Source organism: Yinghuangia sp. ASG 101, from assembly GCF_021165735.1.
Taxonomy (GTDB): domain Bacteria; phylum Actinomycetota; class Actinomycetes; order Streptomycetales; family Streptomycetaceae; genus Yinghuangia.
Window position 1 is genome coordinate 5,232,719 of the sequence record NZ_CP088911.1, and the last position, 23,598, is coordinate 5,256,316.

21 protein-coding genes are annotated in these 23,598 nt (G+C 71.4%); 4 read left to right on the forward strand and 17 right to left on the reverse strand.

Annotated features, from left to right (window positions below):
• Nucleotides 1-43 precede the first annotated feature (43 nt).
• The 6 genes from LO772_RS22500 to LO772_RS22525 all read right to left on the reverse strand — a co-directional run bounded on the left by LO772_RS22500 (nt 44) and on the right by LO772_RS22525 (nt 6,380).
• Nucleotides 44-1,279: a hypothetical protein gene (locus LO772_RS22500; RefSeq protein WP_231773836.1), complete on the reverse strand. Its 1,236-nt coding sequence runs from the start codon at nt 1,277-1,279 to the stop codon at nt 44-46.
• Between the two features lie 98 nt (nt 1,280-1,377).
• The gene (locus LO772_RS22505) at nt 1,378-2,175 is read right to left on the reverse strand and encodes a hypothetical protein (RefSeq protein WP_231773837.1); all 798 of its coding nucleotides are present in this window, start codon (nt 2,173-2,175) and stop codon (nt 1,378-1,380) included.
• Nucleotides 2,176-2,190: 15 nt separating this feature from the next.
• Nucleotides 2,191-2,526 carry a hypothetical protein gene (locus LO772_RS22510; RefSeq protein WP_231773838.1) on the reverse strand — a complete coding sequence of 112 codons (336 nt, stop codon included), beginning with the start codon at nt 2,524-2,526 and terminating at the stop codon, nt 2,191-2,193.
• Nucleotides 2,527-3,025: 499 nt separating this feature from the next.
• Nucleotides 3,026-3,697 (reverse strand): hypothetical protein, encoded by a 672-nt coding sequence (locus LO772_RS22515; RefSeq protein ID WP_231773839.1) that lies wholly within the window; start codon nt 3,695-3,697, stop codon nt 3,026-3,028.
• A 96-nt stretch (nt 3,698-3,793) separates the two neighbouring features.
• The gene (locus LO772_RS22520) at nt 3,794-4,999 is read right to left on the reverse strand and encodes a GAF domain-containing protein (protein ID WP_231773840.1); all 1,206 of its coding nucleotides are present in this window, start codon (nt 4,997-4,999) and stop codon (nt 3,794-3,796) included.
• 388 nt (nt 5,000-5,387) lie between these two features.
• On the reverse strand, nt 5,388-6,380 hold the full coding sequence (locus tag LO772_RS22525) for an AraC family transcriptional regulator (RefSeq protein ID WP_231773841.1): 993 nt from the start codon (nt 6,378-6,380) through the stop codon (nt 5,388-5,390).
• 191 nt (nt 6,381-6,571) lie between these two features.
• On the opposite strand from LO772_RS22525, the gene LO772_RS22530 reads away from it, so the two are divergent.
• Nucleotides 6,572-8,185 carry a type IV secretory system conjugative DNA transfer family protein gene (locus LO772_RS22530; protein WP_231773842.1) on the forward strand — a complete coding sequence of 538 codons (1,614 nt, stop codon included), beginning with the start codon at nt 6,572-6,574 and terminating at the stop codon, nt 8,183-8,185.
• 7 nt (nt 8,186-8,192) lie between these two features.
• Here LO772_RS22530 and LO772_RS22535 read toward each other — a convergent pair whose 3' ends face one another.
• From LO772_RS22535 to LO772_RS22575, 9 genes are all read right to left on the reverse strand, one after another.
• Nucleotides 8,193-9,041: an aminoglycoside N(3)-acetyltransferase gene (locus tag LO772_RS22535; RefSeq protein WP_231773843.1), complete on the reverse strand. Its 849-nt coding sequence runs from the start codon at nt 9,039-9,041 to the stop codon at nt 8,193-8,195.
• Nucleotides 9,034-10,269, reverse strand: coding sequence for an FxsB family cyclophane-forming radical SAM/SPASM peptide maturase (locus tag LO772_RS22540; RefSeq protein ID WP_231773844.1), 1,236 nt, complete (start codon nt 10,267-10,269; stop codon nt 9,034-9,036). Before LO772_RS22540 ends, LO772_RS22535 begins: the two co-directional genes overlap by 8 nt.
• Nucleotides 10,270-10,521, reverse strand: a complete 252-nt coding sequence (locus LO772_RS22545) for a hypothetical protein (protein WP_231773845.1) — start codon at nt 10,519-10,521, stop codon at nt 10,270-10,272.
• A gap of 245 nt (nt 10,522-10,766) precedes the next feature.
• On the reverse strand, nt 10,767-11,978 hold the full coding sequence (locus LO772_RS22550) for a cytochrome P450 family protein (protein WP_231779678.1): 1,212 nt from the start codon (nt 11,976-11,978) through the stop codon (nt 10,767-10,769).
• The gene (locus LO772_RS22555; RefSeq protein ID WP_231773846.1) at nt 11,873-13,438 is read right to left on the reverse strand and encodes a cytochrome P450; all 1,566 of its coding nucleotides are present in this window, start codon (nt 13,436-13,438) and stop codon (nt 11,873-11,875) included. The genes LO772_RS22550 and LO772_RS22555 overlap by 106 nt, the downstream gene beginning before the upstream one ends.
• Entirely contained in the window at nt 13,435-14,067 is a 633-nt protein-coding gene (locus LO772_RS22560; RefSeq protein WP_231773847.1) for a GTP-binding protein, read from the reverse strand. Before LO772_RS22560 ends, LO772_RS22555 begins: the two co-directional genes overlap by 4 nt.
• A complete protein-coding gene (locus LO772_RS22565) occupies nt 14,045-14,464 on the reverse strand; it encodes a DUF742 domain-containing protein (protein WP_231773848.1) in 420 nt (139 codons plus the stop codon). Before LO772_RS22565 ends, LO772_RS22560 begins: the two co-directional genes overlap by 23 nt.
• A complete protein-coding gene (locus tag LO772_RS22570) occupies nt 14,461-14,868 on the reverse strand; it encodes a roadblock/LC7 domain-containing protein (protein ID WP_231773849.1) in 408 nt (135 codons plus the stop codon). Before LO772_RS22570 ends, LO772_RS22565 begins: the two co-directional genes overlap by 4 nt.
• 168 nt (nt 14,869-15,036) lie before the next feature.
• The gene (locus LO772_RS22575; protein WP_231773850.1) at nt 15,037-16,476 is read right to left on the reverse strand and encodes an ATP-binding protein; all 1,440 of its coding nucleotides are present in this window, start codon (nt 16,474-16,476) and stop codon (nt 15,037-15,039) included.
• A gap of 432 nt (nt 16,477-16,908) precedes the next feature.
• On the opposite strand from LO772_RS22575, the gene LO772_RS22580 reads away from it, so the two are divergent.
• Nucleotides 16,909-17,082, forward strand: coding sequence for a hypothetical protein (locus tag LO772_RS22580; protein ID WP_231773851.1), 174 nt, complete (start codon nt 16,909-16,911; stop codon nt 17,080-17,082).
• 304 nt (nt 17,083-17,386) lie between these two features.
• On the opposite strand, the gene LO772_RS22585 is transcribed toward LO772_RS22580, so the two are convergent.
• Nucleotides 17,387-18,388 (reverse strand): DUF748 domain-containing protein, encoded by a 1,002-nt coding sequence (locus LO772_RS22585; protein ID WP_231773852.1) that lies wholly within the window; start codon nt 18,386-18,388, stop codon nt 17,387-17,389.
• Nucleotides 18,389-18,584: 196 nt separating this feature from the next.
• Entirely contained in the window at nt 18,585-19,913 is a 1,329-nt protein-coding gene (locus tag LO772_RS22590) for a glycosyltransferase 87 family protein (RefSeq protein WP_231773853.1), read from the reverse strand.
• Between the two features lie 737 nt (nt 19,914-20,650).
• On the opposite strand from LO772_RS22590, the gene LO772_RS22595 reads away from it, so the two are divergent.
• Together LO772_RS22595 and LO772_RS22600 are read left to right on the forward strand one after the other, a co-directional pair.
• Nucleotides 20,651-21,289, forward strand: coding sequence for a GtrA family protein (locus tag LO772_RS22595; protein WP_231773854.1), 639 nt, complete (start codon nt 20,651-20,653; stop codon nt 21,287-21,289).
• Between the two features lie 184 nt (nt 21,290-21,473).
• The gene (locus tag LO772_RS22600; protein ID WP_231773855.1) at nt 21,474-23,582 is read left to right on the forward strand and encodes a hypothetical protein; all 2,109 of its coding nucleotides are present in this window, start codon (nt 21,474-21,476) and stop codon (nt 23,580-23,582) included.
• Nucleotides 23,583-23,598 lie beyond the last annotated feature (16 nt).

The window sequence follows — 23,598 nt, forward strand, 5'->3', positions numbered from 1 at the left end:
CGTGCCAACATTCGTTCGCGTCGTCGGGGCATCGGCCTGCGCACTACCTCCTGCGGGCGCCCATGACCGCCATGGAACCGGTGACCACGCGTGCCCCGGTCGCGGGGACCGCGTCGGCGAGCCGTCGGTTCATCGCCCCGGAATTCGCGACCTCGGAGGCGATCGGCATCGTGATCCTGATCAGCGCCCCCGGCATGAAGCAGACCATGATGATGCCGAAGAGGCAGATGAACGCGGTCTGCGTGCTCGACGTGCCGTTGTCCCGATGGGCGTCCAGGATTTGGAGTGGGAAGACCATGCCGATGGCCTGCACGGTGTCCAGCCAGCACAACGGGACGACGACCGCGACCGTGCGCCGGAAGAACTCCTTGCCGTAGTTCGTGCCCGACAGACTCGCCATCACCGGCAGCGTCGCCGCCGCCGCGACGACGATGAACAGCCGGAAGATGCTCTCCAGATAGAGGATCAGCGTCGCGATGATGAGGACGGACAGGAACAGGACCTTGAGGACGAAGTTCTCGTCGTCGAACGTGCTCAGGAAGGTCCGGATGGATCTCTCGAGGGTGACCGCCGGATTCAGGGGCGCGTCATTCTCGTTGTCGCCGTCGGTGAGCCCCGTAGTGATGATCCATTTCGAGAACGCGTCGCTCGCCCGGACGTTCGCGTTGATGAGCGGGACCGTCAGGGCGAGGGCGAGCACCGCGTAGGCGGGGCCGCGCGCGGAGCGTTTCGCCGCGGTGGGGTCACCGGACTTCGCGACCAGGATCAGCGAGAAGACCACGCCCGCGGCGCTGAACGCGACCACCAGGATCATGAACCGGTCCCGCCCGAAGGTGAACGGCCGCTCGTTGGCCTGGGCGTTCTCCCGCTGCGCCTCGGGGGTTTCGTCGGCCGGCAGGTCGTCGTCGCCGATGATCGGGTCGGGCGCGGTGATCCACCACCCGAACGTGTCCTGGGCGGCCTGGTTCAGATACCAGAGCACCCACTTGTCGGGCTTGGTGAGCAACGACGGCGGTCCGTCGCCGTCCTCGTCGTACCACTGGACGCAATAGTCGTCGGCGCTGGTGTAGTTGTGGTCGGCGAAGGGGTTCCAGTTGCCCAGGTTCTGGCCCTGGAGGTGGTCGCACTCGTCGTATCCGGTTCCCTTCCAGATCTCACCGTCCGCCGGGGCCATCGCCGGGACGGACGCGACATTCTGCTGGACCCGGGCCTGCGCCGGGGTCTGCGCCTGCGCCTGGTCACCGCCGATCAGGCCGACCAGGGCGAGGGACGCGCACACCGCCGCGCAGACTGCGGCGACGGGGCGAACCGCCCGGCGCGTCTTGTCGGGCCCGCGCCGGGGAGACCGGTTGCGGCGGAGGGGAAGCCGGGGGAGTCTCAAGGCCGTGCCGCGCTCTGGCTCCACGCGGTGAATCCCGACGGGGAGTCCACTTCCTGAGTCGCCATCGAGGTCGAACCGTTCGGTTGCATCCGGAGCTTCCAGTCACCGTCGGCCCAGACCATCGCGTACATCGAACTCACCGCAGTCCCTCCGGACGGTGTCGCGGTCAGGATGCGGACGGTCGCCTCCGCCTCCGTGTAACTGACCACCTGGTAGCCCGTGACCTGGCGCACGCGCTGGGGATCGAGCCGCGGGCCCGCGCTCGGATCCACCGAGCTCACGGCCGCCGCGCGACGCTGCATCGCCGCGTCGCGGTCGGCGTCGGCGACGATCTGGTACTGGCCGACGGCCTGCCAGTCCGGCGCCAAGGCGTACCGCGCGCTGATGTGCACCGCGGCCATCAATGCCCCCGCCTGCGAATGGGCGAAGCACCGCGCCACGTCGCCCTGGGCGGCCAGCGGCCCCGAGGTGTTCGAGAAGGGCACGAAGAGACCCCGGTACGACGACCAGGAAGCGTCGTTCGGAGACTCGCCGTTCGCGGCGTCCGGGCCGGTCGGGGCGGGGGCGGCCGGGCAGTTCGCCGGCGCGGGAAGTTGCGGCAGCGGTGCCGTGACCGTGGCGGACGCGGAATCCGCGCTGTTCTTGGACCCGTTGCCCGAGGCGGTGAACACCGCCAGCACCCCGCACAACACACCCACCCCGAGCAATCCGCCGGACAGGATGAATCCGCGTTCGGTGAAGGGATTCCCGCCGACCGCCGACGCCGGTTGCCGGTCCCTTCGATTTCGCGCCATGCAACCCTCCCGAAATCAGGCAAGCCAGCCGTTGGGGACGACCAGGAATACGAGGGAGGTGACGCCGCCGACCGCGATCGCGAGGAATACCACGATCATGATGATCGAGCCGAAAGGCACCGCGGCGCCGTCCTTGTACGCGGTGACCGCGTCGAACAACGCGCGCAGCAGCATGAATACCGACACGATGATGAAGAGGAGGATCGCGATACCCAGTGCCGCGTTGATCGGGCCGGCCATGCCCCGCGGCATTTTCGTCACCTTGGGCTTCAGCGGATCGTCGTTCGGATCCGCCCCCATCGGAAGAAACGCCATGAGGGATGCGTGCGCGTGATGCGCGGAACCGGCCACTGCTGTGATCATGGCTTTTTCTCCGGAATCCTGCGGGTGGGGCGAGCGTGAGGGGATCTGGCAGGCAACTGAATTGCCGGTCGTCGCGTCAGGGACGTATCCCCGAATCCCGCTCCCCCTGCCGTTCACTGCCTATCCGGGAGAAACGCGGACGGCCTCGGCGCGCGGAATCCGGCGCGAACGGCGTCGCAGCAAAACCAGCTGCCTCGCCGCGTTCCCTGCGGAAAATCCGTTGGATGCCCAAGGCTGCTCTCACCTCGCTCCCGGCGGTGTAACCAAGCCCAGATACCGGGCTCTTTGAAGTTAGCGAGCGCTCCGAACCCCCAGCTATCCAGATAGCGAGGGGTCGGTGGGTCCGTCTACGCGGGGCGAATTCCGGTCCGCACTGTGGTGTCCGGGAATGGTTTCCAAGTGCACAGCCACACGGGAACGGCGGCGGGGTGGGTGCGGCGGGCGGGCGTTCGCGGGGGCGGTGGCTGGGCGTTCCGCAACCGGTGGGTCAGCCCGTGGCCGGGGGACGCCAGGTGGGGTTCGGCGGCGGATCCGCCATGGTCACATCGGCGTTCGGGGATTCGGTGCCCGCGGCCTCGGGGGCGGCGGCGTGGTCCGTGCCCGTCTCCGCGCCGCCGTCGGACGCCGCGCTGATGGACCAGACGGAGTCGAGGGCGTTGTGATTCGGCGGCGGGGGCGGTGCGGGGAGGGGGATTTGGGGTGGTTCGGTGGGTTCTTGGGCCGGTTCCATGTTCTCCAGCCACAAGGCCGGCGACATCGCCGGCCGGGCGTCGGGAGTTTCCACCGGCATCGTGAACGGAGCGGAAACCGAGGGGAAATCGGGGGTGTGGGGCCCCGATTTCGCGGCGCGTCGGACCCGGATATGCATCGCCAGGCACGCAAGGGAGACCAGTGCCGAACCACCCGCCGTGGCGGCGAGGATCGTGTCGGTGCTGTTGTCCTCGGCCGCGATACTTTGCCAAGTCCTTTTTGAGGAAAGGGAGTTGGCGTCGACCTCGGAAGCCGCCGGGACCGGCGCCGCGGCCGGGCCGCGGGACGCCGTGGCGCGCGCGGCGGGTTCGGCCGCCGGGGCCGCGGCCGCGGTCCCGGCGCTCAGCAGCAGAACTCCGGCGGCGGCAGCGCCGGCCGTACGGGCCAGTCCGGGCACACGGGATCGCATGACGGGCAGCCTAACGCCGTGACCGGAAACGTTCACCGGCCGCATCGCCCGGCGGCCGACCGGACGCGCGGCCCGCGATGCCGTCGCCGGCCGTCCTCACCCGCGCAGACCGGCGACCCCCGGGGCGGTCGACCGGGGGAGCAGCGTGTGCCGGGCCGCGCCCGGAGCGGTGAAATCGGCCTCGCACGGGCCCAGGAGGCGGTACGGGTCGGAGGCCAGGCGGTGGCCCAAGAGCGGGCGCAGGCGGGAGAGTTCGACGCGGATGGATCCGGCGCGGCCGGCGGCCCCGTAGATCTCGCGGGCCAACTCCTCGGCGGTGAGGCCCCGTTCGGCGCGGCCCAGCAGGACGGCCACGATCTCGCTGTGGCGGGCGGTGAGCCGGTGCTCGGTACCGCCGACGCGGACCACCGCGCGGTCGCGGCCGAGGCCCGTGAAGCGGAGCACCGCGTCGGGTTCGCGCCGGTCCTGGGCGACGACCAGGAAGTAGCGGTCGGCCTCCAGGCTTTCGATCACGGCGTGCCGCCCGTCCGGGAGGATCACCGGGCCTTCGCGCGGTGGTGCGGGAAGCCGGGACGGAAGCCAGCCGGACGGGCCGTCGTGGACGACCGATCCTTCGGTGGTGACGATCGCGCCGTGTGCGCCCACGCGGCGCGTCAGCCGGTCGGCGAACTTCTCGCGCAGCCGGGCGTGATGCCGCAGCCGCTCCGCGAGAAGCAGGGATTCGGCCATCTTGGCGGCGGTGGTGACCAGCGACAACCGCAGCGCGTTCTCGCTGTCGGCGGCACACGTCAGGTCGACGGTGCCCAGCAGGCGCCCGTGCGGATCGCGGATCGGCGCCGCGCAGCACGAGAAGCGACGGGCGATCGCGAGGTAGTGCTCCGGCCCGTCCACCGCGAACGGGCGTCCCAGCGCGAGCGCCATGCCGACCGCCGTCGTCCCCACCGTGCTCTCGCTCCACAGGGCACCCGGGGTCATGTGGACGCGCTCGGCGTCCCGCAGGATGTCGCGGTCGCCCTGCGCCCACAGCAGACGCCCCTCCGCATCGCTGACCAGCAGCATCTGCCCCGTGCCGGAGGTGGCCCGGCGCAGCGACTCGCGCAGCGCCGGCCACACGGCCGCGAGCGGGTGTTCGCGCCGGTGCCGTTCCACGTCGCGTTCGGCCAGGGGGACGGGCGCGAGCGTCCCGTCGGGGCGTACGCCCAGCTTGCGGGCCCGCTGCCACGAGGCGTGAATTGTGCGGGAGACCCCGCGCACGCGTCCGCCGCCGGGTACGCGCTCGCGCGCGGCATCCAGGTTCGCCACCGGGTGATCGTGCCCGCGCGTCATCGGAGAGCGCAACCTTGATGCAACCCCGTACCCGGGGGTGTGCGTACGGTCGTGCCGGACCTCAGACTGGTGAACCGAGACATTCAGAGCGCCCCCCGCTTTGAGGAGTCCATGCTCCTGGCGGCCCTCCGCGGAGGGCCCGTGATACCCGAAAGACGCATACGGGCGGCAACTCCCATGGTATTGCCGCCTGTTGACCCATCAGGACCACCGTCCGGACGCCCGGCCCGACCGCCCCCTACCGGCGGGCCCGCACCCCGGACGCGCGAGGACGCGGCGCACTCCCACCCCCGGAAACACCGCGCCGCGTAAGGGCCGGGACGCCCAGCCAACCGCCGCCGCGCGCCGGGCGTCCCGGCCCCTTTCACGCCGGGGGCTTCTCCCGCACCGTCTCCGACGGGCGCCGCCCGTACATCCGCTCGTACATCGTGGTGAAGTACCGCCGCCGCGGGAATCCCCAGCGGTTCGCGACCTCGGCGATCGTTCCCGTCGCCCGGCCCTCGGCGATGCCGAGCAGGTCGGCGTGCGCGCCGGCGAGTCGGACCTGGCGCAGGTATCTCATCGGTGTGATGCCCAGGCGCCGCCGGAACTCCGCCTGCAGTGTCCGGACGCCGACGCGCGCCGCCGCCGCGATGTCGCCCACCGAGACCGGGCGGTGGGCGTTCTCCTCGCAGAAGGTCATCGCCCGCCGGACCGGGCCGGGACCGTACGTGTGCGTGCGGTCGCGGTCGAGGGCCGAGGCCATCGAGTGCGGTTGCGCCGCCAGCAGGCTGTGCACGAGCAGCTGCTCGAAATGCGCGACCGCCTGGGGGGATTGCGCCAGCGCCCCGTTCGCGGCCGTGCGCGCGAAGGTGCGCGCGAGGTGCAGCCACGCTCCGGTCTCCGGCCGGTCCTCGCGCATCGCCGCCTCGAACACCACGGTCTTCTCGGGGACTTCGCCCGTCTGCGTGCGCACGGCCTGGTCGACGAGGCGGCGGGGTATGCACAGGAAGCGTGTGCGGGTGTCCGCGTCCCACCGCCCGGTCACCACCAGGCCGGGGCTGACGACGCTGGGGGAGAACGGCGTCGGGTCGCCTTGGACGTCGAGTGAGGCGCGTCCCGCGTGTCCGATGCGGATGACGTACTGCTCGGGCGGTCGGACCGGGGTCACCTCCACGTCCGTTCCGTAGCTCAGGTCGTAGGCCGCGATGCGCCCGACGTGCAGGGCGGTGAAGTCGGCGTCGAGGGAGCGCCTGCCCACCAGATCCATGCCGTGGGGTGTGAACGCCTGGTTGAGCACGATATGCAGGCGATCGGGATTATCGCCCGCGTACACCACATCACCGGCCTTCGCGGTGGATTCGGCGTTTTCCTCCATGTGGCACCTCGCTTCCCCGTGGCCCCGGATCGGGCCGACGCATTCCCTGCGTTGTCGACAACCGGCCTCGGTGAACAAAAATTCACCTCGCCGGTCCAAGGGACGCGAAAACGCACGCGCCATCCCGATCACGCGGAAGCGGTCGGCGACCGTGGTCCCGGTGCCCCGCGAACTGCGCTGATGAGGGACCCATGAGCAGTACGATTCGCAGACGCGGCCCCGACGTCACCGGCATGGAACTCGCGACCGTCGCGGGTGTTCTCGACGTACTCGCGGCGGCATACGCGCTGTTTCTCGCCCTCCACGGCGATCCCGTGCGCGCGGCCGTCCTCATCCTCGTGGCGCTGGCCGCAAACCTCGCGCTGTTCGCCCTGATGCGCCTGCGGCGCCGACCGCGCCACGTCGACCACGCCTCACGATGGCTCGCGCGTGCCTCCGAACTGCGCCGCCACACGACCCTCGGCGCACGCTCCGTCGCGGCATCCCTGGGCGTCGCCTCGCCCACCCCGGGCATCCACATCGGCAGGTCGGTGCGCGGCGGCGCGGACCTGTGGGGCACCTGGGAGGACACCTACGTCGAGATCTCCGGCCCGGGGGCGGGGAAGACCTCCGCGCGGGCCGTCAACAACATCGTCGCCGCACCCGGCCCGGTCGTCGTCACCTCCGGCAAGCGCGGGCTCGTCGACGCCACCCGCGGCGTCCGTGAACGCGTCGGCCGCACCTGGGTCTTCGACCCCCAGAACCTCGCGGGCGAGCGGCCGACCTGGTACTGGAACCCGCTCGGGATGGTCGGCGGCGACCTCAAGGAGGCGGCGTCCGTCACCGGTCTGATCACCTTCACGCAGCGCAACTCGCACGAGCGGAGCGACTCGTACTTCCAACCCGCCGCCGAAACCCTCATCGCGCTGATGCTGTTCGCGGCCGACGCCGGGAAGCGGCCGATCACCGACATCCACGCGTGGCTGCTCCAGCCCGACGACGACACCCCCGGCCACTTCATCCGCGCGACGGAGGCGACGGTCGCGACGCAGGCGTACGAGGGACTTCGGGACCTGCCCAGGGCGCAGCGCGCGGGCGTCTACGGCGTCGCGCTGCGGTACATGGGCTGGCTGGCGGTGCCGGAGATCGCCCGATGGATCACGCCCGGCGCAGGCCGCGAGGAGTTCCCCTTCGTGCACTTCTCCCGCGAGTCCACGGACACCATGTACATCCTGTCGAGTGCCGACGACACGACCGCCCTGCCCGCCGTCTGCACCCTGACCGCGGCATGTGTGGTCGCCGCCGAGACCGGTTCGGCGAGGATGCCGCGCGGCAGGCTGCGCAAGCCGATGCTGGCGGTGCTCGACGACGCCGCCGACGTCGCGCAGTTGGGGCTGTGGCCGAACCGCTACTCGCACTACGGCTCACGCGGCGTCATCGTGATGATGATGCTCCAGTCGTGGGCGCAAGGCGTCGGGGTCTGGGGTGAGGCGGGGATGGCGAAGATCTGGGGCGCGTCGTCGGTGCGCGTGTTCGGAAGCGGCGGTTCCGACGGCGCGATGCTCGGCGACCAGTCGTTGCTCGCCGGAACCTTCGAGGCGCCGACGACGTCGCTGACGTACTCGGGAGTCCCGCTGTCCGGCCGGGTGACCCGCGCGTCTCGTGCCGAGGCCGTCCTCGACCACGCGGATGTCGCGGCTCTCCCGCGCGACCGGATGATGGTCCAGTTCAGCGGGCAACGGCCGGTCCTCGCACGGTCGGTGGACTGGACCGAGGGGCCGTACGCGGAGGCCATACGCGATTCGCTGCGCAAGTACGCGGTCTGATCCCGGGTCACTTCGCCCCCGGAGGCCGGGAACTCCCGGACCGGTGCGCGGCGAGCCACCCCACGGCGAAGTCGACCGCGGGAACGAGGGGGACGAGCAGCGCGTCCGCGGCCCCGACCCGTCCGGCCCGCGGCGGACACGCGGCGGCGTACGCGGCGCCGAGCGCACCGAAGTCCGAGTCGTCCAGCACGACGTCGGTGTAACTCCACCAGACCGGACCGCCGTTCGGCCCGGGGACGACGCAGCGGTAGATCCGGGACGGCGGGTCGGGCACGCGGTACTCGGCGAGGTGGAACGCGGAGAAGACGGGGAAACCCGTGCCCAGCAGCAGCACATGCGCCCCACCGAGGTCGTACAGGCGGCGCAGCGGGGAGCGTTCGCCGAGGTGGCAGGTCGGGTCGTGGCCGAGGGTGACGGCGTCGGCGAGGCGTCCGACGGCGGCAAATGACGTCTGCGGGTGGGCGCTTCGGCGGCCGTCGGGCGCGTTGCGGACCAGCTCGGACAACGCGCCCATGCCGGGATGGGCCGGGGTGCGGTCGGGATCGAACGCCGGCATCGCGGCACGGTAGGCCGCGACCCGCGCCGGGGTCATGCCCGCGGTGGCCGTGCGGAACGCCGCGGACGAATCGGAGTTGCCCGGGGTGAACGCGGGTACCACGACCGTGCCGTGCGTGTCGGCGCGCGAGGCCCGGGCCGAGGCGCCGACGGCCCGCCGGAGCGCTTCGAGTACCCCGGCGCCGCCGCCGGCGACGCGTCCGACGCCGCGCAGCGAGCCGTGCACCAGAACCGCGTCGCCCGGTGCGAGCCCCAAGTGCCGCAGACACGCGACGAGTTCACCGACCGTGTGCTCACCCAAGCCGGCGCTCTCCCGGGTCCGTCAGGTCGGCGCGGACGCGCTCGCGGACATGGTCGATGACGCGCACGAGGTCGGGGCAGTAGACGGACGGGTTGAGGAACCCTTCTCCGGCCCGGTAGCGGTGCGGGAAGTAGCCGCCGCCGCACACGTCCCGGATCCGGCACCCGCGGCAGGTCTCCGACAGCCCCGCGACCCCGATCTGGCGTGCCACCACGCCGGGGTGGCGCAGCACGGCGTCGAACGAGTCGGCGAACACCGACATCCCGGTGGCCGCGGCGCCGTCGAACGCCGACTTGAGCGTGTCGACCTGCTCGATCGAGCCGTCGGTGTCGACGACCACCACGGTGGCGGGGGACAGGCCGATCGACTCGGATCCGCTGTCGCCGCCGAGCACGAGGCTGAGGATGTCCTCGAACATCCGCACACGGGTCTCCTGCCGCGCCGCGCCGTACCAGCGGTCGAACACCGCCACGAGCCAGTCACCGTACGGCGTTTGCGCCGGGTCGGCGGGCCGGGACGGTGGCAGCTGCGTCCAATTGCCGTGCGGCAGGAGGAAATCCATCACGGGCGGGGCGTGCGACAGCAGTGCCTCGTAGACGTCGACGGGATCGTTCGCGAGATCGATCGTGCACAGCAGTCCGCCGTACAGCCCCGGGCGTTTCGCGTCGCGCAACCGCCGCAGGCCCTCCGCCACGGCGTCGTGGCTGCCCCGGCCGTCCGCGAAGCGCCGGTGCCGGTCGTTGGCGCCCGCGCCGCCGTCGAGGCTCACGCCGACGGCGATACGCAGGTCGTACAACGTGTCGAGCATCGGTTCGTCGAGCAGCACGCCGTTCGTCTGGACCGACAGCGATACCTCGGTCGTGTCCGGCACCTCGCGGCGCACGGCCGCCACCAGGCCCTCGATGCGCTCGGCGCCGGCCAGCAGGGGTTCGCCGCCGTGCAGGATGACCTCGATTCGTTCGAGGCCGTGCGTGCGGGCGTGTTCGCCGATGCGGGCGGCGGTCCGTTCCGCGACCCGGGCCGACATCGCCTTGGCCGCCGAACGCCAGGACGTGTCGGCCATCTCGTACAGGTAGCAGTAATCGCACGCCAGGTTGCAGCGGCTGTGCACCTTGACCACGAAATGGCGCAAGGGCACCGGGCGCCAGTTGGTGTCGAGCATGCTCGGATCGAGCAGGTCGACCGGCCATTCGGACGCCCGGTGCCGCGGTACGGGGAAAAGCGTCATTCAGCGGCTGGCGTCGCGGCCGGGGAGGCCACCGCCGACGTAGCTGTTGAACCCGGCACCGTCGCCGACATAACTGTTGAACCCGGCGCCCACGTAGCTGTTGAAGCCGCCGCCATCCGGAGCCGACGACTCCACGCGTGCGAGTGCCCGCCCGAGCGGCGAGGCGGCCCCGATACGGGCCGTGTGCGGACGCGTCACCAGAGCCGGGTCGATCGAACCGGCCCGGCCGGGTGCTGCGGTGACAGTGGTCATGGCGCCTCCAAGTAACCGGCTGTGAGCGGGATCCCGCTGCCGGAAAACGTTAGGAAGGTCAGGCGCCGACCGGCGCGGGGCGGGCGCCGGGTCCGCGCGAAACGGCCGACCGGTGCGCGAAGGCGGCCCGGTGCCGGCACCACGTCCGGCGGACGGGAGAGGGACCGGTGCCCCGGAGACGCGACGGCGGGGCACCCCGGATGCCGGGATGCCCCGCCGTCAGTGAGGCGGTTGTCGACGCGGCGTCAGGAGAGCCGCACCGGAAGGGACTTGTGCCCGTTCGATATGAACGACTCCATGGGCTCCAGCTCTTCGGCCGGGACGGCGAGCGCGAGGTCCGGGAAGCGTGCGAACAGCGCCGGCAGCGCGACCCGCGCCTCCATGCGGGCCAGGGGCGCTCCCAGGCAGAAGTGCGCGCCGTGGCCGAACGACAGGTGGTCCTTGTTCGCCCGCGTGACGTCGTACGTGTCGGCGCCGTCGCCGTGCACCTCGGGGTCGCGGCCCGCGGCGCCGTACGCGATCAGGATCGGCTCTCCCTTGCGGATCACCAGGCCGTCGCCGATGTCGATGTCGTCGACCGCGTAGCGCAGCGGCAGGTTCGCGACCGGCGCCTCGGCGCGCAGGGTCTCCTCGATGACGTCGTCCCACGACGCCTGGCCCGAGCGTACGAGGGCCAGTTGGTCCGGTCGCGTGAGCAGCGCGTGGATCGCGTTGTCGAGCAGGTTGACCGTCGTCTCGTGGCCGGCCGACAGCATCAGCAGCAGCGTGTCGACGAGTTCGCTCTCGCTCAGCGCCGCGGCGTCGCCCTCGGCGGACTCGTCGCGGGCCGAGATGAGCACCGAGGTCATGTCGTCGCCGGGGTTCTCGCGCTTCTCCGCGACCAGCGCGGTGAGGATCCCGTAGACGCTGACCTGCCCGGCGGTGATCTCCTCCACCGTCGCGGTGGTGCGGAAGATCGTGTCGACGGCCGCGTGCAGTTCGTCCTTCGACTCGTCCGCCACCCCGAACAGCTCGCAGATCACGCTGATCGGCAGCGGGTACGCGTAATCCCTGCGCAGGTCCGGGAGTTCACCCTCCGGCGTGGCGGCGATCCCGTCCAGCAGCCGCGTGGTCAGCTCCTCGACGCGCGGCTGCAGCGCGGCGGTCCGGCGGGCCGTGAACGCCTTGGAGACCAGGGACCGCAGGCGCCTGTGGTCGCCGCCGTAGGCCGTGAACATGTTCTGGACGGACACCCAGATCTGCAACGGCCAGTCTTCGGCTACCTCTCCGTTGATCCAGGCCGGCCAGTGCTGCCGCGGGTCCTTCGAGACGCGCGGGTCGGTCAGCAGGGTCTTGATCAGCTCGTGGCCGGTTACCGACCACGCCTCCACACCGCCGGGAAGCTCCACCAGCGTCGCCGGGCCCCGCGCGCGGAGGGCGGCGTGCTCACCGTGGATGTCGGCGCCTGTTGCGTCGATGACGTAGGGGGCCGTTCCGCCTGACGCGGCGGACCCGGTCGCGCTTGACTCGTCGGCCTGGCCCGGCTGCCTTGATGTGTCGACCACGCGTTGTCTCCATACTGGGATGCGGACTCTGCGGCAGGTTGCGACGGAAGGGAACGGGGTGGGGCTGCCTCCTGTCCCGCTGCGGCCAGTAGGGGCACCGGAGCCGCGGCCGAGACCGGCCGCACCGGCGGGAACACGACCGGCAGTTCCGCCAGGGCCCGGTGGAACGGACCCGGACGCCAGCGTAGTTGGTCCGCGGGTACGGCCAACTCCAGGTCGGGCAGACGGTCGAGCAGACGCTCGATCGCGACGGCCGCGATCAGCCGCGCGCTGTCCTTCGCCGGACACGCGTGCGGGCCCGCACTCCACGCGAGGTGGGCGCGGTTGCCGGCCCGCTGGCTGCCGGCCAGCGCGGGATCGGTGTTCGCCGCCGTGAAGCTGACCACCACCGGCTCGCCCGCGCGCAGCCGTACGCCCGCCACGTCGACGTCGTGGAGGGGGTACCGCACGCCGTAGTTCGCGATCGGCGGGTCGGTCCACAGCACTTCGTCGAGGGCGTCGTCGATCGGCATGCTGCCGCCCGCGAGGTCGCCCGCGAAACGGTCGTCGGAGAGCAGCAGCATGAGGCTGTTCGCGATCAGGTTCTGCTGCGGCTCGGTGCCCGCGCCCATCAGCAGTGCCAGTTGGTGGACCATCTCTTCGTCGGTGAGGCCCGCCGGATGCGCCATCAGCCACGACGTCATGTCGGCGCCGGGCTTCTCCCGCTTCAGCGCCACGAGTTCGATCGTGCCCTCGGTCAACACCGCGTTGGACGCCTCGGCGTCGACGACGTCGAAGATGCCGGACATGCCGCGCACGAGCTTCTCGGCGATGGCCGGCGGGCACCCGAACATGTCCATGAACACCAGCAGCGGGACGACCAGCGCGTATTCGCGGCGCAGATCGACCTTGCCGTCCGCACAGAACCCGTCGATCAGCTTGTCGGCACTGCGCTGGACGTAGTTCCGCAGCTCGATCGGGTCGATCCGGTCGAGCCCGTCGCTGATCGCCGAGCGGTAGCGCGTGTGCTCCTCGCCGTCGGTGAACAGCGCGTTGGGGCGGTACCCCATCATCGGCAGCAGCGGGTTGTCCGGTGCGATCCGACCGTCGTTCACCGCCTTCCAGTTGCGCGGATCCTTCGCGAACATCTCGGGGCTGCGCAGCAGTTGCAGCGCCGCGTCGTACGACACCACGAGCGACGCCTCGACGCTCTCCTCCAGCAGCACCGGCGCGATCGCGCCGTGGTCCCGGCGCAGGCGGGCGTAGACGGAACCCGGGTCGTCCGCGAACTCCGGCCCGTACAGCGGCACTCCGGTGACACCGTGCGCGGGGCAACCGGGCGGCGGGACGGCCCGGGGCTCGCCCGCCGGGCCGTCGAGGGGACTGTCGGTCAACGGACTGACTCCTGGGAGGTGCCGGTTCGGGTGAGCAAGTACTCGACCAGGGAGATCAACGCCTCGGTGGACGAACGCTCGTCGCGGGCGTCGCAGGCCACCAGAGGCGTTTCCGGCAGTAGGTCGAGCGCCTCGCGGATCTCGTCCTCCGTGTAGTGAGGCGAGTCGGGGAACTGGTTCATGGCGACCGCGTACGGCAGGTTGTGCTCCTCCAACACGCCCATCACCTCGAACGACTGGTCGAGGCGCCGGGTGTCGGCGAGTACCAGCGCACCGAGCGCGCCGCGCGTCATGTCCTGCCACAGGCGGGTGAACCGCTGCTGCCCGGGGGCGCCGAAGAGGTAGAGGACGAGTTGGTCGTTGAGCGTCAGGCGGCCGAAGTCCATCGCCACCGTGGTCGTCGTCTTGTCCGGCACCCCGTCCAGGTCGTCGACCAGGGCGCCGGCCTGCGTCATCTTCTCCTCGGTGTGCAGCGGCTTGATCTCCGACAGCGTGCCGACGTACGTCGTCTTGCCGACCGCGAAGTGCCCGACGACCAGCAGCTTCACCGAAGTTCGCACGGTGGGCCGCAGATACATCGCACTGTTCGCGGACGCGGAGCGCACGTCAGAGGCGAGCGCGGAGTCCATCAAGTACCTCCTGAAGCAACTTGGCCTCGGGGAGTTCGGCCTTGGGAATGGGGGCACGCGTGAGGATGTGCCCGGAGTCGACGAGATCGGCGAGCAGCACCTTCACGACGCTCACCGGCAGCGCCAGGTGCCCGGCCACCTCGGCGACCGACAGCGAGCCGGGACGGCACAGCTCGACGAGCCGGCGCTTCTCCGGACTCAGCCCCGCCGTGGGGCAGTTCTGCGCCGCGAGGACGAGGGTGACCAGGTCGAACGTATTGCGGCTGGGGTGCGCGCGCCCGTCGGTGACGACATACGGGCGGACGAGCCCCCTGCCGCGCCGGGTGCCCGGCGACCCGTGGCTCGGGCCGGAGGCCCGCGGCGGGTCCGCCGCGGGCCCCGGTCCCTCCGGAGTCATGCCCGGATCCCTTGCCGGGGCGGGCTGGTCATCTCCTTGCCGAGTCTGTCCACGAGCTTCTGCATCGCGTAGGTCACCGCCTCCATGTCGACGTGCTCCGACGCCGAGACGGCCAAGTAGGCGCCCGGGCCCGCCGCCACCAGGAACACGTATCCGCCGTCGAACTCGACCAGGGTCTGCCGCCACGGCGTCTCGGCCGTGGCCGCGAACTCCGAGGTGCTGCGGCTGATGGACTGGAGACCCGACAACGCCGCGGCCTGACGGTCCGCTTCGTCGCGGTGGATGCCGCGCGAGTGGGCGCGCAGCATGCCGTCGGCGGACAGCAGGATCGCGTGCCGTGCCTCGGGGACCCTCAGGGCCTCGTCGAGCATCCAGCCCAGATCGTTTTCACCGTGCTCGTTCATCTCGTTCCTTCACGGATACCCCCGCCTTCGAGCGCGGGGGGAGCGGACTCAGGCGGAGTGGGGCGGGGAGTTCGCGGCGGCTGGTGGGGCCGCCGGTACGGACAGGGGCGTCCCGACGCGGGTGTTCGTGCTCAGTCTCGTGTCCCGGCACGTGTTCGCGGGGCGTTTTCAGAGAGAGTCCTCGGGCCGCCCGCCCGGGGCCGCCGGTGCCGCCGGCGGATCGGCGTCGTGGCCGTTCGCCTGCTGGACGGCGGCCCGTCCCGAACGTGTGCCCCGGGCGAACGCACCCATGCGCGACGCGGTTTCGTGGACCGAGCGCGCGCCGGTGTCGGTCGGCTCGTCGGTCGCGGCGTCGGCCGCGCCGAGGTCCGCCGGGGCCGACGTGCCGTCGGCGGAACCCGATCCGGCGGCGCGGCGCCGCCGCTTGGGGAGCCCCGAGACGGTGGAGCCCACGATGTCCCCCGCGGCGGGAGCCGGCCCCGACAGCACGGGCGCGGGGCTCGGCGCGGCGGTCTCCGGGCGGGCGTGCGCGGGCCGGGCGTGCGCCGGGCGCGCGGGTGCCGGAGCGGACACCGCGGCCGGGCGGACCTCGCGGACGACGCCGAAGCCGTCCTCCGGCTCCAGGTGTGTGAGCAGCGCGTTGGGGAGGAACAGGACGGCCCGCACACCGCCGTACGGGGAGCGCGTGTCGATGGAGACGCGGAAGCCGTACCGCTCGGCGAGCACGCCGACGACCGGGAAGCCGAACTGCGGGGGGTCGCCGAGACGGTTTATGTCGACCGACGCGTCCCCGCCCAGCCAGCGCGAAGCCTGCTGTATCTCCTGGTCGTTCATGCCCACCCCCGCGTCGTCGATGACGACGCAGGCACCGTTGTGCGCGGGCTGGATGTTGACCTCGACCGTGGTGTTCGGCTGCGAGTGCCGCGCGGCGTTGTCGAGCAGCTCGGCGATCGCGAGCACCACCGGCTCGACCGCGCGGCTCACCACGGCGGTCTCGACCTGGGCGTGCACCTGGACGCGCCGGTAGTCGCGGATACGCGACTTCGCCCCGCGCGCGACGTCGGTCAGCGACGACGCGGTGCGCTGGCGGCCCGGCCACGACCCGCACAGCACCGCGATCGCCTGCGCGCGTCGGCCGAACTGCGCGTTGGCGTGGTCGATTTCCAGCAGGCCGCCGAGGATGTCGGGGTGGTCGTGCCGGTCTTGCATGTCGGAGATCGACACCTGCTGCTCGTGCGCGAGGCCCTGGAGTGCGCGCATCGCCCCCTTCAGGGCGGCTTTCGCCGACTGGTCGGCACGGACCCGAGCCCTGCTCACGGCACCGGCGAAGGCCTCCTCGATCAGGTGCAGGCTCAGCGCGTACGACGTGCCTTCGAGGCGCGCGTCGAGGCTCTTCGGGGCGGGCGGTCGCGACTGCTCCAGCAACGGGAGCCGGGCCTCGACCAAGTGCCGCAGACTGGCGTCCCGGGTCTCGACCGCCGCCTCCAACTCGGCGATTCGGCGCCGGCGCGTCGACGCGGTGAACGCGATGCGGATCAGGAAGGCGGCAAGCACGAGTGCCACCGCGACCACACACCAGAACACCGGGGACGGAACGTTATCTGTCATCGGATCCTCGGAACGGCCTTGGGGCGGGCAGGCAAAGCGGCCCCATCCTAATGCGAGCAATTGCGACCGGTCAGGGTCTCCACGTGCGACCGGAATTGGCGTTTTTCGGGTGTGAACGGACAACGCCTGGTGCTCTTTTGGTCACGATCGGCCGGTCTGCGATCACACGCGGTGGCCGCGGACGCGTACCGCTGCCACCCCTGTGAACTGCGCGGACGCCTCTGCGCGTTGCCTTCCGTGGCCGAACCGAGGGGCAAGGCCACGGCGCATCGTACATCCCATTTGGTTGCCCGAAAATTAACCGGGGAAAGTGTCCCGCTTCACGCCGGGAAACGCCGATCCCGCCGACCTCCGGCGGGCAACGGCCGTTCGCCGTACGCGGAACGGCCCGCATCCCGGGCGTTCCGGGAAATCCTCGTTCGCGGTCCCCATATGCGGGGCTTCCGCTCCGGCGAGCACTTCCCGGCCTTCCGCGGCGTCTTCTCCTGCTACGTGGAATGGGGCACGCGCAGGGCCGTCCTCTACGCCGGGCCGAACCCGCCGCCGCTGACCGACGCCCCCATGCCGCGCCGGGACTGGGGGCTCACGCCGCCGTATCGGGGGTGATCCTCGGGTGGGAACGGTGAAAAGGCGCGCCCCCGAGGGGGCGCGCCTTCGCGTCCACGACTTGCGAGGTGGGCTCCCTGCCGCCGGCATTGTCCGGATCAGGTGCCAGGGGTCGCTGCTCCATCGGCTTCGTCGGCTCCGATGTCGCGGCCTCTCAGCCGGACCTTCCGTCTCGTCGAGAGCCATGCTGCCTGCTCTCTCCGAGGCTTCGGATCAAGCTCCCTCGCTCGCCCCGCAAGCCACTTCTCACGCTACGCCGCCGCCGTAGGGGCGACAAGACCTTTTTGGAAGATATGTCGGTTTTTCAGTGCGCGTGGCCGCCGTGGCCCGGTTCGCCCTCGCTCGCGGGCGAACCGCCGGGCAGCGGCGTCGCGGGGATCGACGCCGGTGACGTGGGGGCGGCCGGCAACGCGCCCGCGCCGACCGTCACCGTGAACTCCGCGGTGCGCACCACGCCTTCGTGCCGGAAGTCGAGGTACAGGCGGTAGGTGCCGGCGCTGGGGGCCTGCGCGTGGAAGCCGATGCCCGGCCCCGCGGGCGTCGTGCCGTCCCCCGGCTCGCCCTGCGGATGGACGTGCAGGTAGGCCAGATCGCCTTGGCGCAGCACGACGAGGTGCCCGTACGCCCCCAGGTAGGGCTGCAGGTCGGTGACCGGTATGCCGTCTCTGGCGACCGACAGTGTCAAGGTGCTTTCGGACGTGGTCAGGTCGCCGTCGAGCGTGACCGTGTAGCCGTCCACTGCGGCCGTCCGCGCGGGCGCGGGCAGCGGTGTCGTGCGGTAGTCGCCGCCCGGCACCGCGACGTCCGCGCCGAGCGTGAGGCCGCCTCCGGGGTCCCCGGCGGGTACGAAATCGGCGAAGACCCGGTAGTCGCCGGCCGTCGGGAAGGCCAGCGGCACCGACCACGTCCCGTCGGCGCCGAGCACCGGATGCACGTGTTGGAAGCCGGACAGGTCCCGCCGGGCGACGATCAGATGCAGGTCTTTCTCGTGCGCCTGTTCGTAGCGGGTCCACGGAGTGCCGTCCGGGCCGAGGATCCGGAAGCGGAAGTCGCCCGTAGTGCCCGCGACCGGCGGCGCGGACTGCGGCACGAGCGTGTAACCGCGCTCGGAGACCTGCAATCCGCCCACGGCGGCGGCGTCCGCACTCGGGGCCGGACCGGGGGAGTCGGCGGCCTCGCCGTGTCCGTGGCCGGACGACGACTCGCCGTCCCGCAGGGGCTCGAACGCGTTCCCGACGCCGAAGGCCGCCCCGAACGCGAGGGCGACGCAGGCGCCGTACGCACCGACGCGAGTGACCGTGTTCATCGCCGTTCTCCTTGGGGTGGCCGGGAACCTCTGTTCGGTCGTCATATTACCCCTAGGGGGTAGGGGTATCAACAGGTCATCAGGGATCGCCGGCAAGGACGCGGGGCACGGCGTCGCGGTCGGACCGCGGTCGGACCGCGGTGGGCGCGGCCTCGGCGGCGGGTTCCGCCGAGGCGTCAGCCGGAGCGGACCGGTGTCAGGGCCGGCCCGCGGACTGCGGCTCGGGCGTGGCCTCGGACCGCGGCGCCGGCGTGCGCCGTGCCAGGTCACGAAGCGAACGCCCGGCCGGCACCAGGGGCCTGACGCTGCGCCAGCTCCAGACCGCGGCCACCACGACGGCCAGCGTCCCGGCGAGCACCAGGCTGTTGCCGAAGAAGAACTCGGCCGGGCCGAAGCCCAGGGGATCGGTGTCCGGCGCGAGCCACAGGAGGCCGAGCGGCACCGTCTGGTCCGGCAGCGGCCCGTAATCGGCCCGGGCCATCGGAATCGACGCGAACACCACCGCGAAACCGGCCAGGCTCGCCCACGCGCCGACCGTGCGGCGGGTGAACGCCAGGTGCAGCAGCAGGACGAACGCCGGTACCGCCCACACGTAGTGGTGCGACCACGACAGCGGCGACATGAGCAGCCCGACGAGCCCGACCAGCGACGCCGCCGCCAGCTCGTGCCCGCGCTGCGACGCGATCACCGCGGACGCGAGGCCCGCGATCACCACGGCCGCGGCCAGCAGGAACGCGAGCGGGCCGCCCGGGAAGCCGCCGTCGAACAGGCGCAGGGAGAAGCCCTTGAGGCTCTGGTTGTCCAGGGCGTACAGCGGGATCTCGTCGTTGACCCGCGCGCCGATCTCGCTGACGTGGGTCCAGTACGTCTTGGACGCGCCGGGCAGGAAGAACCAGGCGAAGACCACGGTCGCGAGGAAGGTGGCACAGGACACGGCGGCGGCCCGGAACCGCCGGGTGAGCACGAGGTAGACGACGAAGATGGCCGGCGTCAGCTTGATCGCGGTGGCCAGGCCGACGCCGACGCCCTTCCAGCGGCGCCGGTCGGACGTCGCCAGATCGGCCAGAATGATCGTCATCAGCAGCATGTTGATCTGGCCGAACTGCAGCGTCCGGTTCACCGGGATCAGCCACAGGCACGCGCCCGCGGTGGCGAGAGCGGCGCCTAGGCGGCCGACGGTCGCGCGGTAGCCGAGCATGCCCCACGCGACCCAGCACGAGATGAACGCGCACGCGATCGTCACGACCGACACGGCCTCTTTGAGGTCGATGAAGTCGTCCGGGGCGATCCACGAGAAAGTCAGCGCGGCGAACGGCGGGTAAATGAACGGTAGTTCCAGAGGGCCGAAGCCGGCGCTGTAGAGCTGGTCCGCGTGGTCCCCGATGGAGTGCGCGCCCAGGAAGTAGATGTACAGGTCACCGCCGTTCCAGGCGTATCCCCAGGCCTCCGACGCCCGTACGCAGGCCCACACCCCGAGGGCGAACACGACGGCGCCCGCGACGAGGAGCGGTACGCCGAAGGGCATGGTCCGCGATTGCGGCCTGGCCGGTGCCGGTATGGCCGCGATCCGGGACCTCAGCGATTCGATGCCGCCACGCACGTGGATGAGCCCCTTTTGAATGCACGCCGAGGAAATCGCCCGAATTGTCCGCGCGTATCCCCCGCTTTTCCCGATGCCCGGACGGTCCACGGCCCGAGCGTCGGCAGAGCTTATACCAGGGGTTCGCCTGCGGGGTGTGGAAGTCGAATCCGAAATCGGATCGTCACCGAAGGGGCGGCGGCGGTGAGAAGGGGATTGCCATTCGGTCCTTCGGAAGGCAATATGCCGGGCAAGCGTACCGCCGCCTCGCGGCACGCGCCCTTGTCCTACACTGACGCCGGTGCGGCCTGCCCGGCCTCGGTTCTCGCCGGGCCGGGCAAGACCTGCGTGGGGGGCGTGAAGGGGGTACGTACGTGGGGGGTACGTAAGGAAAACTCACACAACGCCGCCGCACGGCCCGTCGACGCGACCGGCGGGCGCCCGACCGTGGTTTCGACCTCCCCGGTACGCGAGCGTGAACCGGCCGCGGCCCTTTCGCGATATCGCCTCTCGTGCGAAACCGCCGGGTGATCCGTGCCGATCCGTTCGCCGATCCGCACGGACGCCGACGACGCAACCGTCGGCACGGCGCTGGAATCGACATTCCCGGGTGCCGCAGGACCTCCGGCCGTCCTGCCGAGGAATCCGAGACCCGGAAACGACCGTCCCCAAAAGGTGCTTTCTTGTCTGCATCGTTGCTCAAGAGAATCAAGTCCCACCGGCACTACCCGGAACTCAGCAAGTTCGCCGTCGTCGGCGGCATGGGTTATGCGTCCGACGTCATCGTCTTCAACGTTCTCCGGTCGACCACGTCCTTGGGACCGATTTCGGCCAAGGCATTGTCGCTGACCGTCTCCATTGTGGTCAGTTTCATCGGGAACCGGCAATGGACGTACCGGGAGCGCGCGTCGAACGCGGGCTCCGCGAAAATCCCGATGCAGGGGCTGATCTTCGTCGGCGTCACGGTCATCGGGATGGGCATCCAGATGGCCTTCCTGGGTTTCTCGCATTACGTCCTCGGATTCACGTCGCTGCTCGCCGACAACATCTCCGGGAACCTGCTGGGTATGGCGGTCGCCACCGCGTTCCGTTTCTGGGGCTACCGGACGTGGGTCTTCCGGCACACCCCGCCCGGCGCGACCGAGCCCGCCGCCGCGGTGCCCGGACAGGCGGTGCCCGTCGAGGAGGCCCCCGCCCCGGAGGCACCCGAGCGCGACACGGCACACGCCCCCGAGGCCCGCGTCCGGGTCGGCGGCGAGGACGGTCCGGCGTACGAGCGTTCGGTGCCCCGGCCGCGGGACCCGGCCGGGACCGATCGGTGACCCGCCGGGAACCAGCCCGTCCGGCCCACCGACCCACCCGCGCTGCCCGACCCACCCGCGCTGCCCGCGCTGCGGACGCGTCCCCGGCCTCCCGCCCCCTCCCGCCCAAGCCCTCGGCCCACCGCGCTGCCGGCACCACACACCCGCACCCCCCGCGGGCCTCAAGGATTGACCTCTGAATTCGATGATCGGTTTGTGTCTCACGCTCGTGCTGACCGCCGTCGGCACGTGGCATGTGGCGTGCGCCCTGGGCCTGCGCCGCCCGGTCGACACCGTCACCGCGTGGCTGCTCGCCGGCACCGCCCAGCTGACGGGGCTCACCCTGCTCGTCGGCGGCGCCCTGTGGCAGCTGAACGCGTGGGGGTTGGCCATCGCGACGATCGTGGTCGTGGCGGCGGAGATCGTCGTGGCCCGGCGTTTCCGCGACGACGTCCGGCGCTCCGCGCAGAAAGCGGTCGCCACCCGGCTCGGCGGCGCCAAAACGTTCTGGCGGCACCCGATTCTCGTGCTTCTGGGCGTTCTGGTGCTCGGCCAATACGCCTGGCGCGCCGCGATCGGCACCGCTTTCGGGCCGCTGGACTGGGACGGCCTTTGGTACCACGTCACCGGCCCCGATATCTGGCTGCAGAACGGGCACGTCGGGCATACGTCCGATGTCCTGTGGGCGGACGTCTATCCGCAGGGCCAGGAACTGCTGACCGCGTGGGCCGGGGTTTTCCTGGGGACCACGCGCTACGCCTGGACCTCGAACATCCCGTTCATCCTCCTCGGCCTGTCCGCGATCGCCGGTCTCGCCCGGAGTGCCGGTGCGTCCCGCAAATACGCGGTGCTCGCCGCTTTCGGCTTCTTCGCGGTACCGGCGGTGTTTCTCCAGGCCTCCACCAGTTATGTCGACGTCGCCGCGGCTGCCGCCTCGATGGCCGCGCTGCAACTCGTCATCGCCTCGCGTGACGCCGCCGTGGCCGCCGACGCGAGCGGAGGCTCGGCGCGCGCCGCGCTGTTCCGCTACCTGGCCCTGACCGGCGTCGCCCTCGGACTGGCCATCGGCGTCAAGTCCTCGAACCTTCTCGTCGGCGGCTTCGTCGTCCTCGCCGGGCTGATCCAGGTGTGGTGCGTCGCCCCGCTCATCCGACGCGGCGGCGACACGCCGGAGGAAGAGGAGGGCCGCGTTCTCGGCGCCCGCCTCGCCACCACCGTGCGCCTGGCCGTGCCCGGCGCGCTGCTCGTGGGCGTCCCGACGCTGCTGCTCGGTTCGTACTGGTATGTCCGGACCTGGCTGCGGTACGACAACCCCTTCTACCCGTTCACGATGTTCGGTTTCCAGGGCGAGGGAACCGTGCACGACCTCATCATCGTGCCCAACACCCCGGCCCGCTGGCTCGACCAGGGCGCCGCCGAGACGACGCTGGACTCGTGGTGGCACGACCGCTCGCGCCACGCGTACACCTACGACGTGATCCCCGGCGGCTTCGGCCTCCAATGGCTCGCGGTGCTGCTCCCCGCGGTCGTGCTCGGCCTCGGGCTGCTGCTCTGGAAGCGCAGGTTCGAGATCCTGTACGGCTTCGCGCTGCCGGTCGTGGTGAGCGCCGCCGCGTCTCCCGCGCCGTGGTGGGCGCGCTACGTCCTCACGCTGCCCGCGCTGGGCGTGGTGTGCCTCGCCGTCCTGCTCACCGCGCTGGAGGGCAGGCTCCCGCAGGTCCGCAGCACGGTCGCCGGCTGGGCGGGAGGCTCCGGGGTCCTGGTGGCCCGCCGCCTCGTGGCCGGCGGCGTCGCCCTGGCCTTCGTGGTGGTCTCCGCGGTCAGCATGTGGTGGGCCACCGCCCCGACCCACGTCTGGACCGGCTCCGGAACGAAGTGGCACCACGCGAGCGTCCGCGAGGCCATCGACCTGATGCGCGACCCGGCCCGCGACAACAAGGTCCAGCCGCGCCAGGCGTACGCGCCGATCGGCCGCAACGTGCCCAAGGGCGAGACCATCGCGCTCACCGAGAACTCCGGCGCGCAGTTCCTCCACCTGGTCATCGGCGACGGGCACGAGCGCCGGATCGACCTGCTCGACACCCCGCGCAACGCCGCCGACCTGCGCGGGAAACTCGCGAAGTCCGGCGCGCGGTACCTGCTCCTCACGGAGGCCGGCAAGGACGCCGCGCTGCTGCGGCAGGTCTACGCCGACCCGCGGCACTACCGGATGGTGGTCGGCGCGGGAAAGATCGCCTGGTTCTGGCTCCCGGCGGGTTCGCGCATCCCGTCCGCCCACCTGTTCGAGGTCGGCGACTTCCCGCCCAAGGCCTGACCCGCCGCACCCGGGC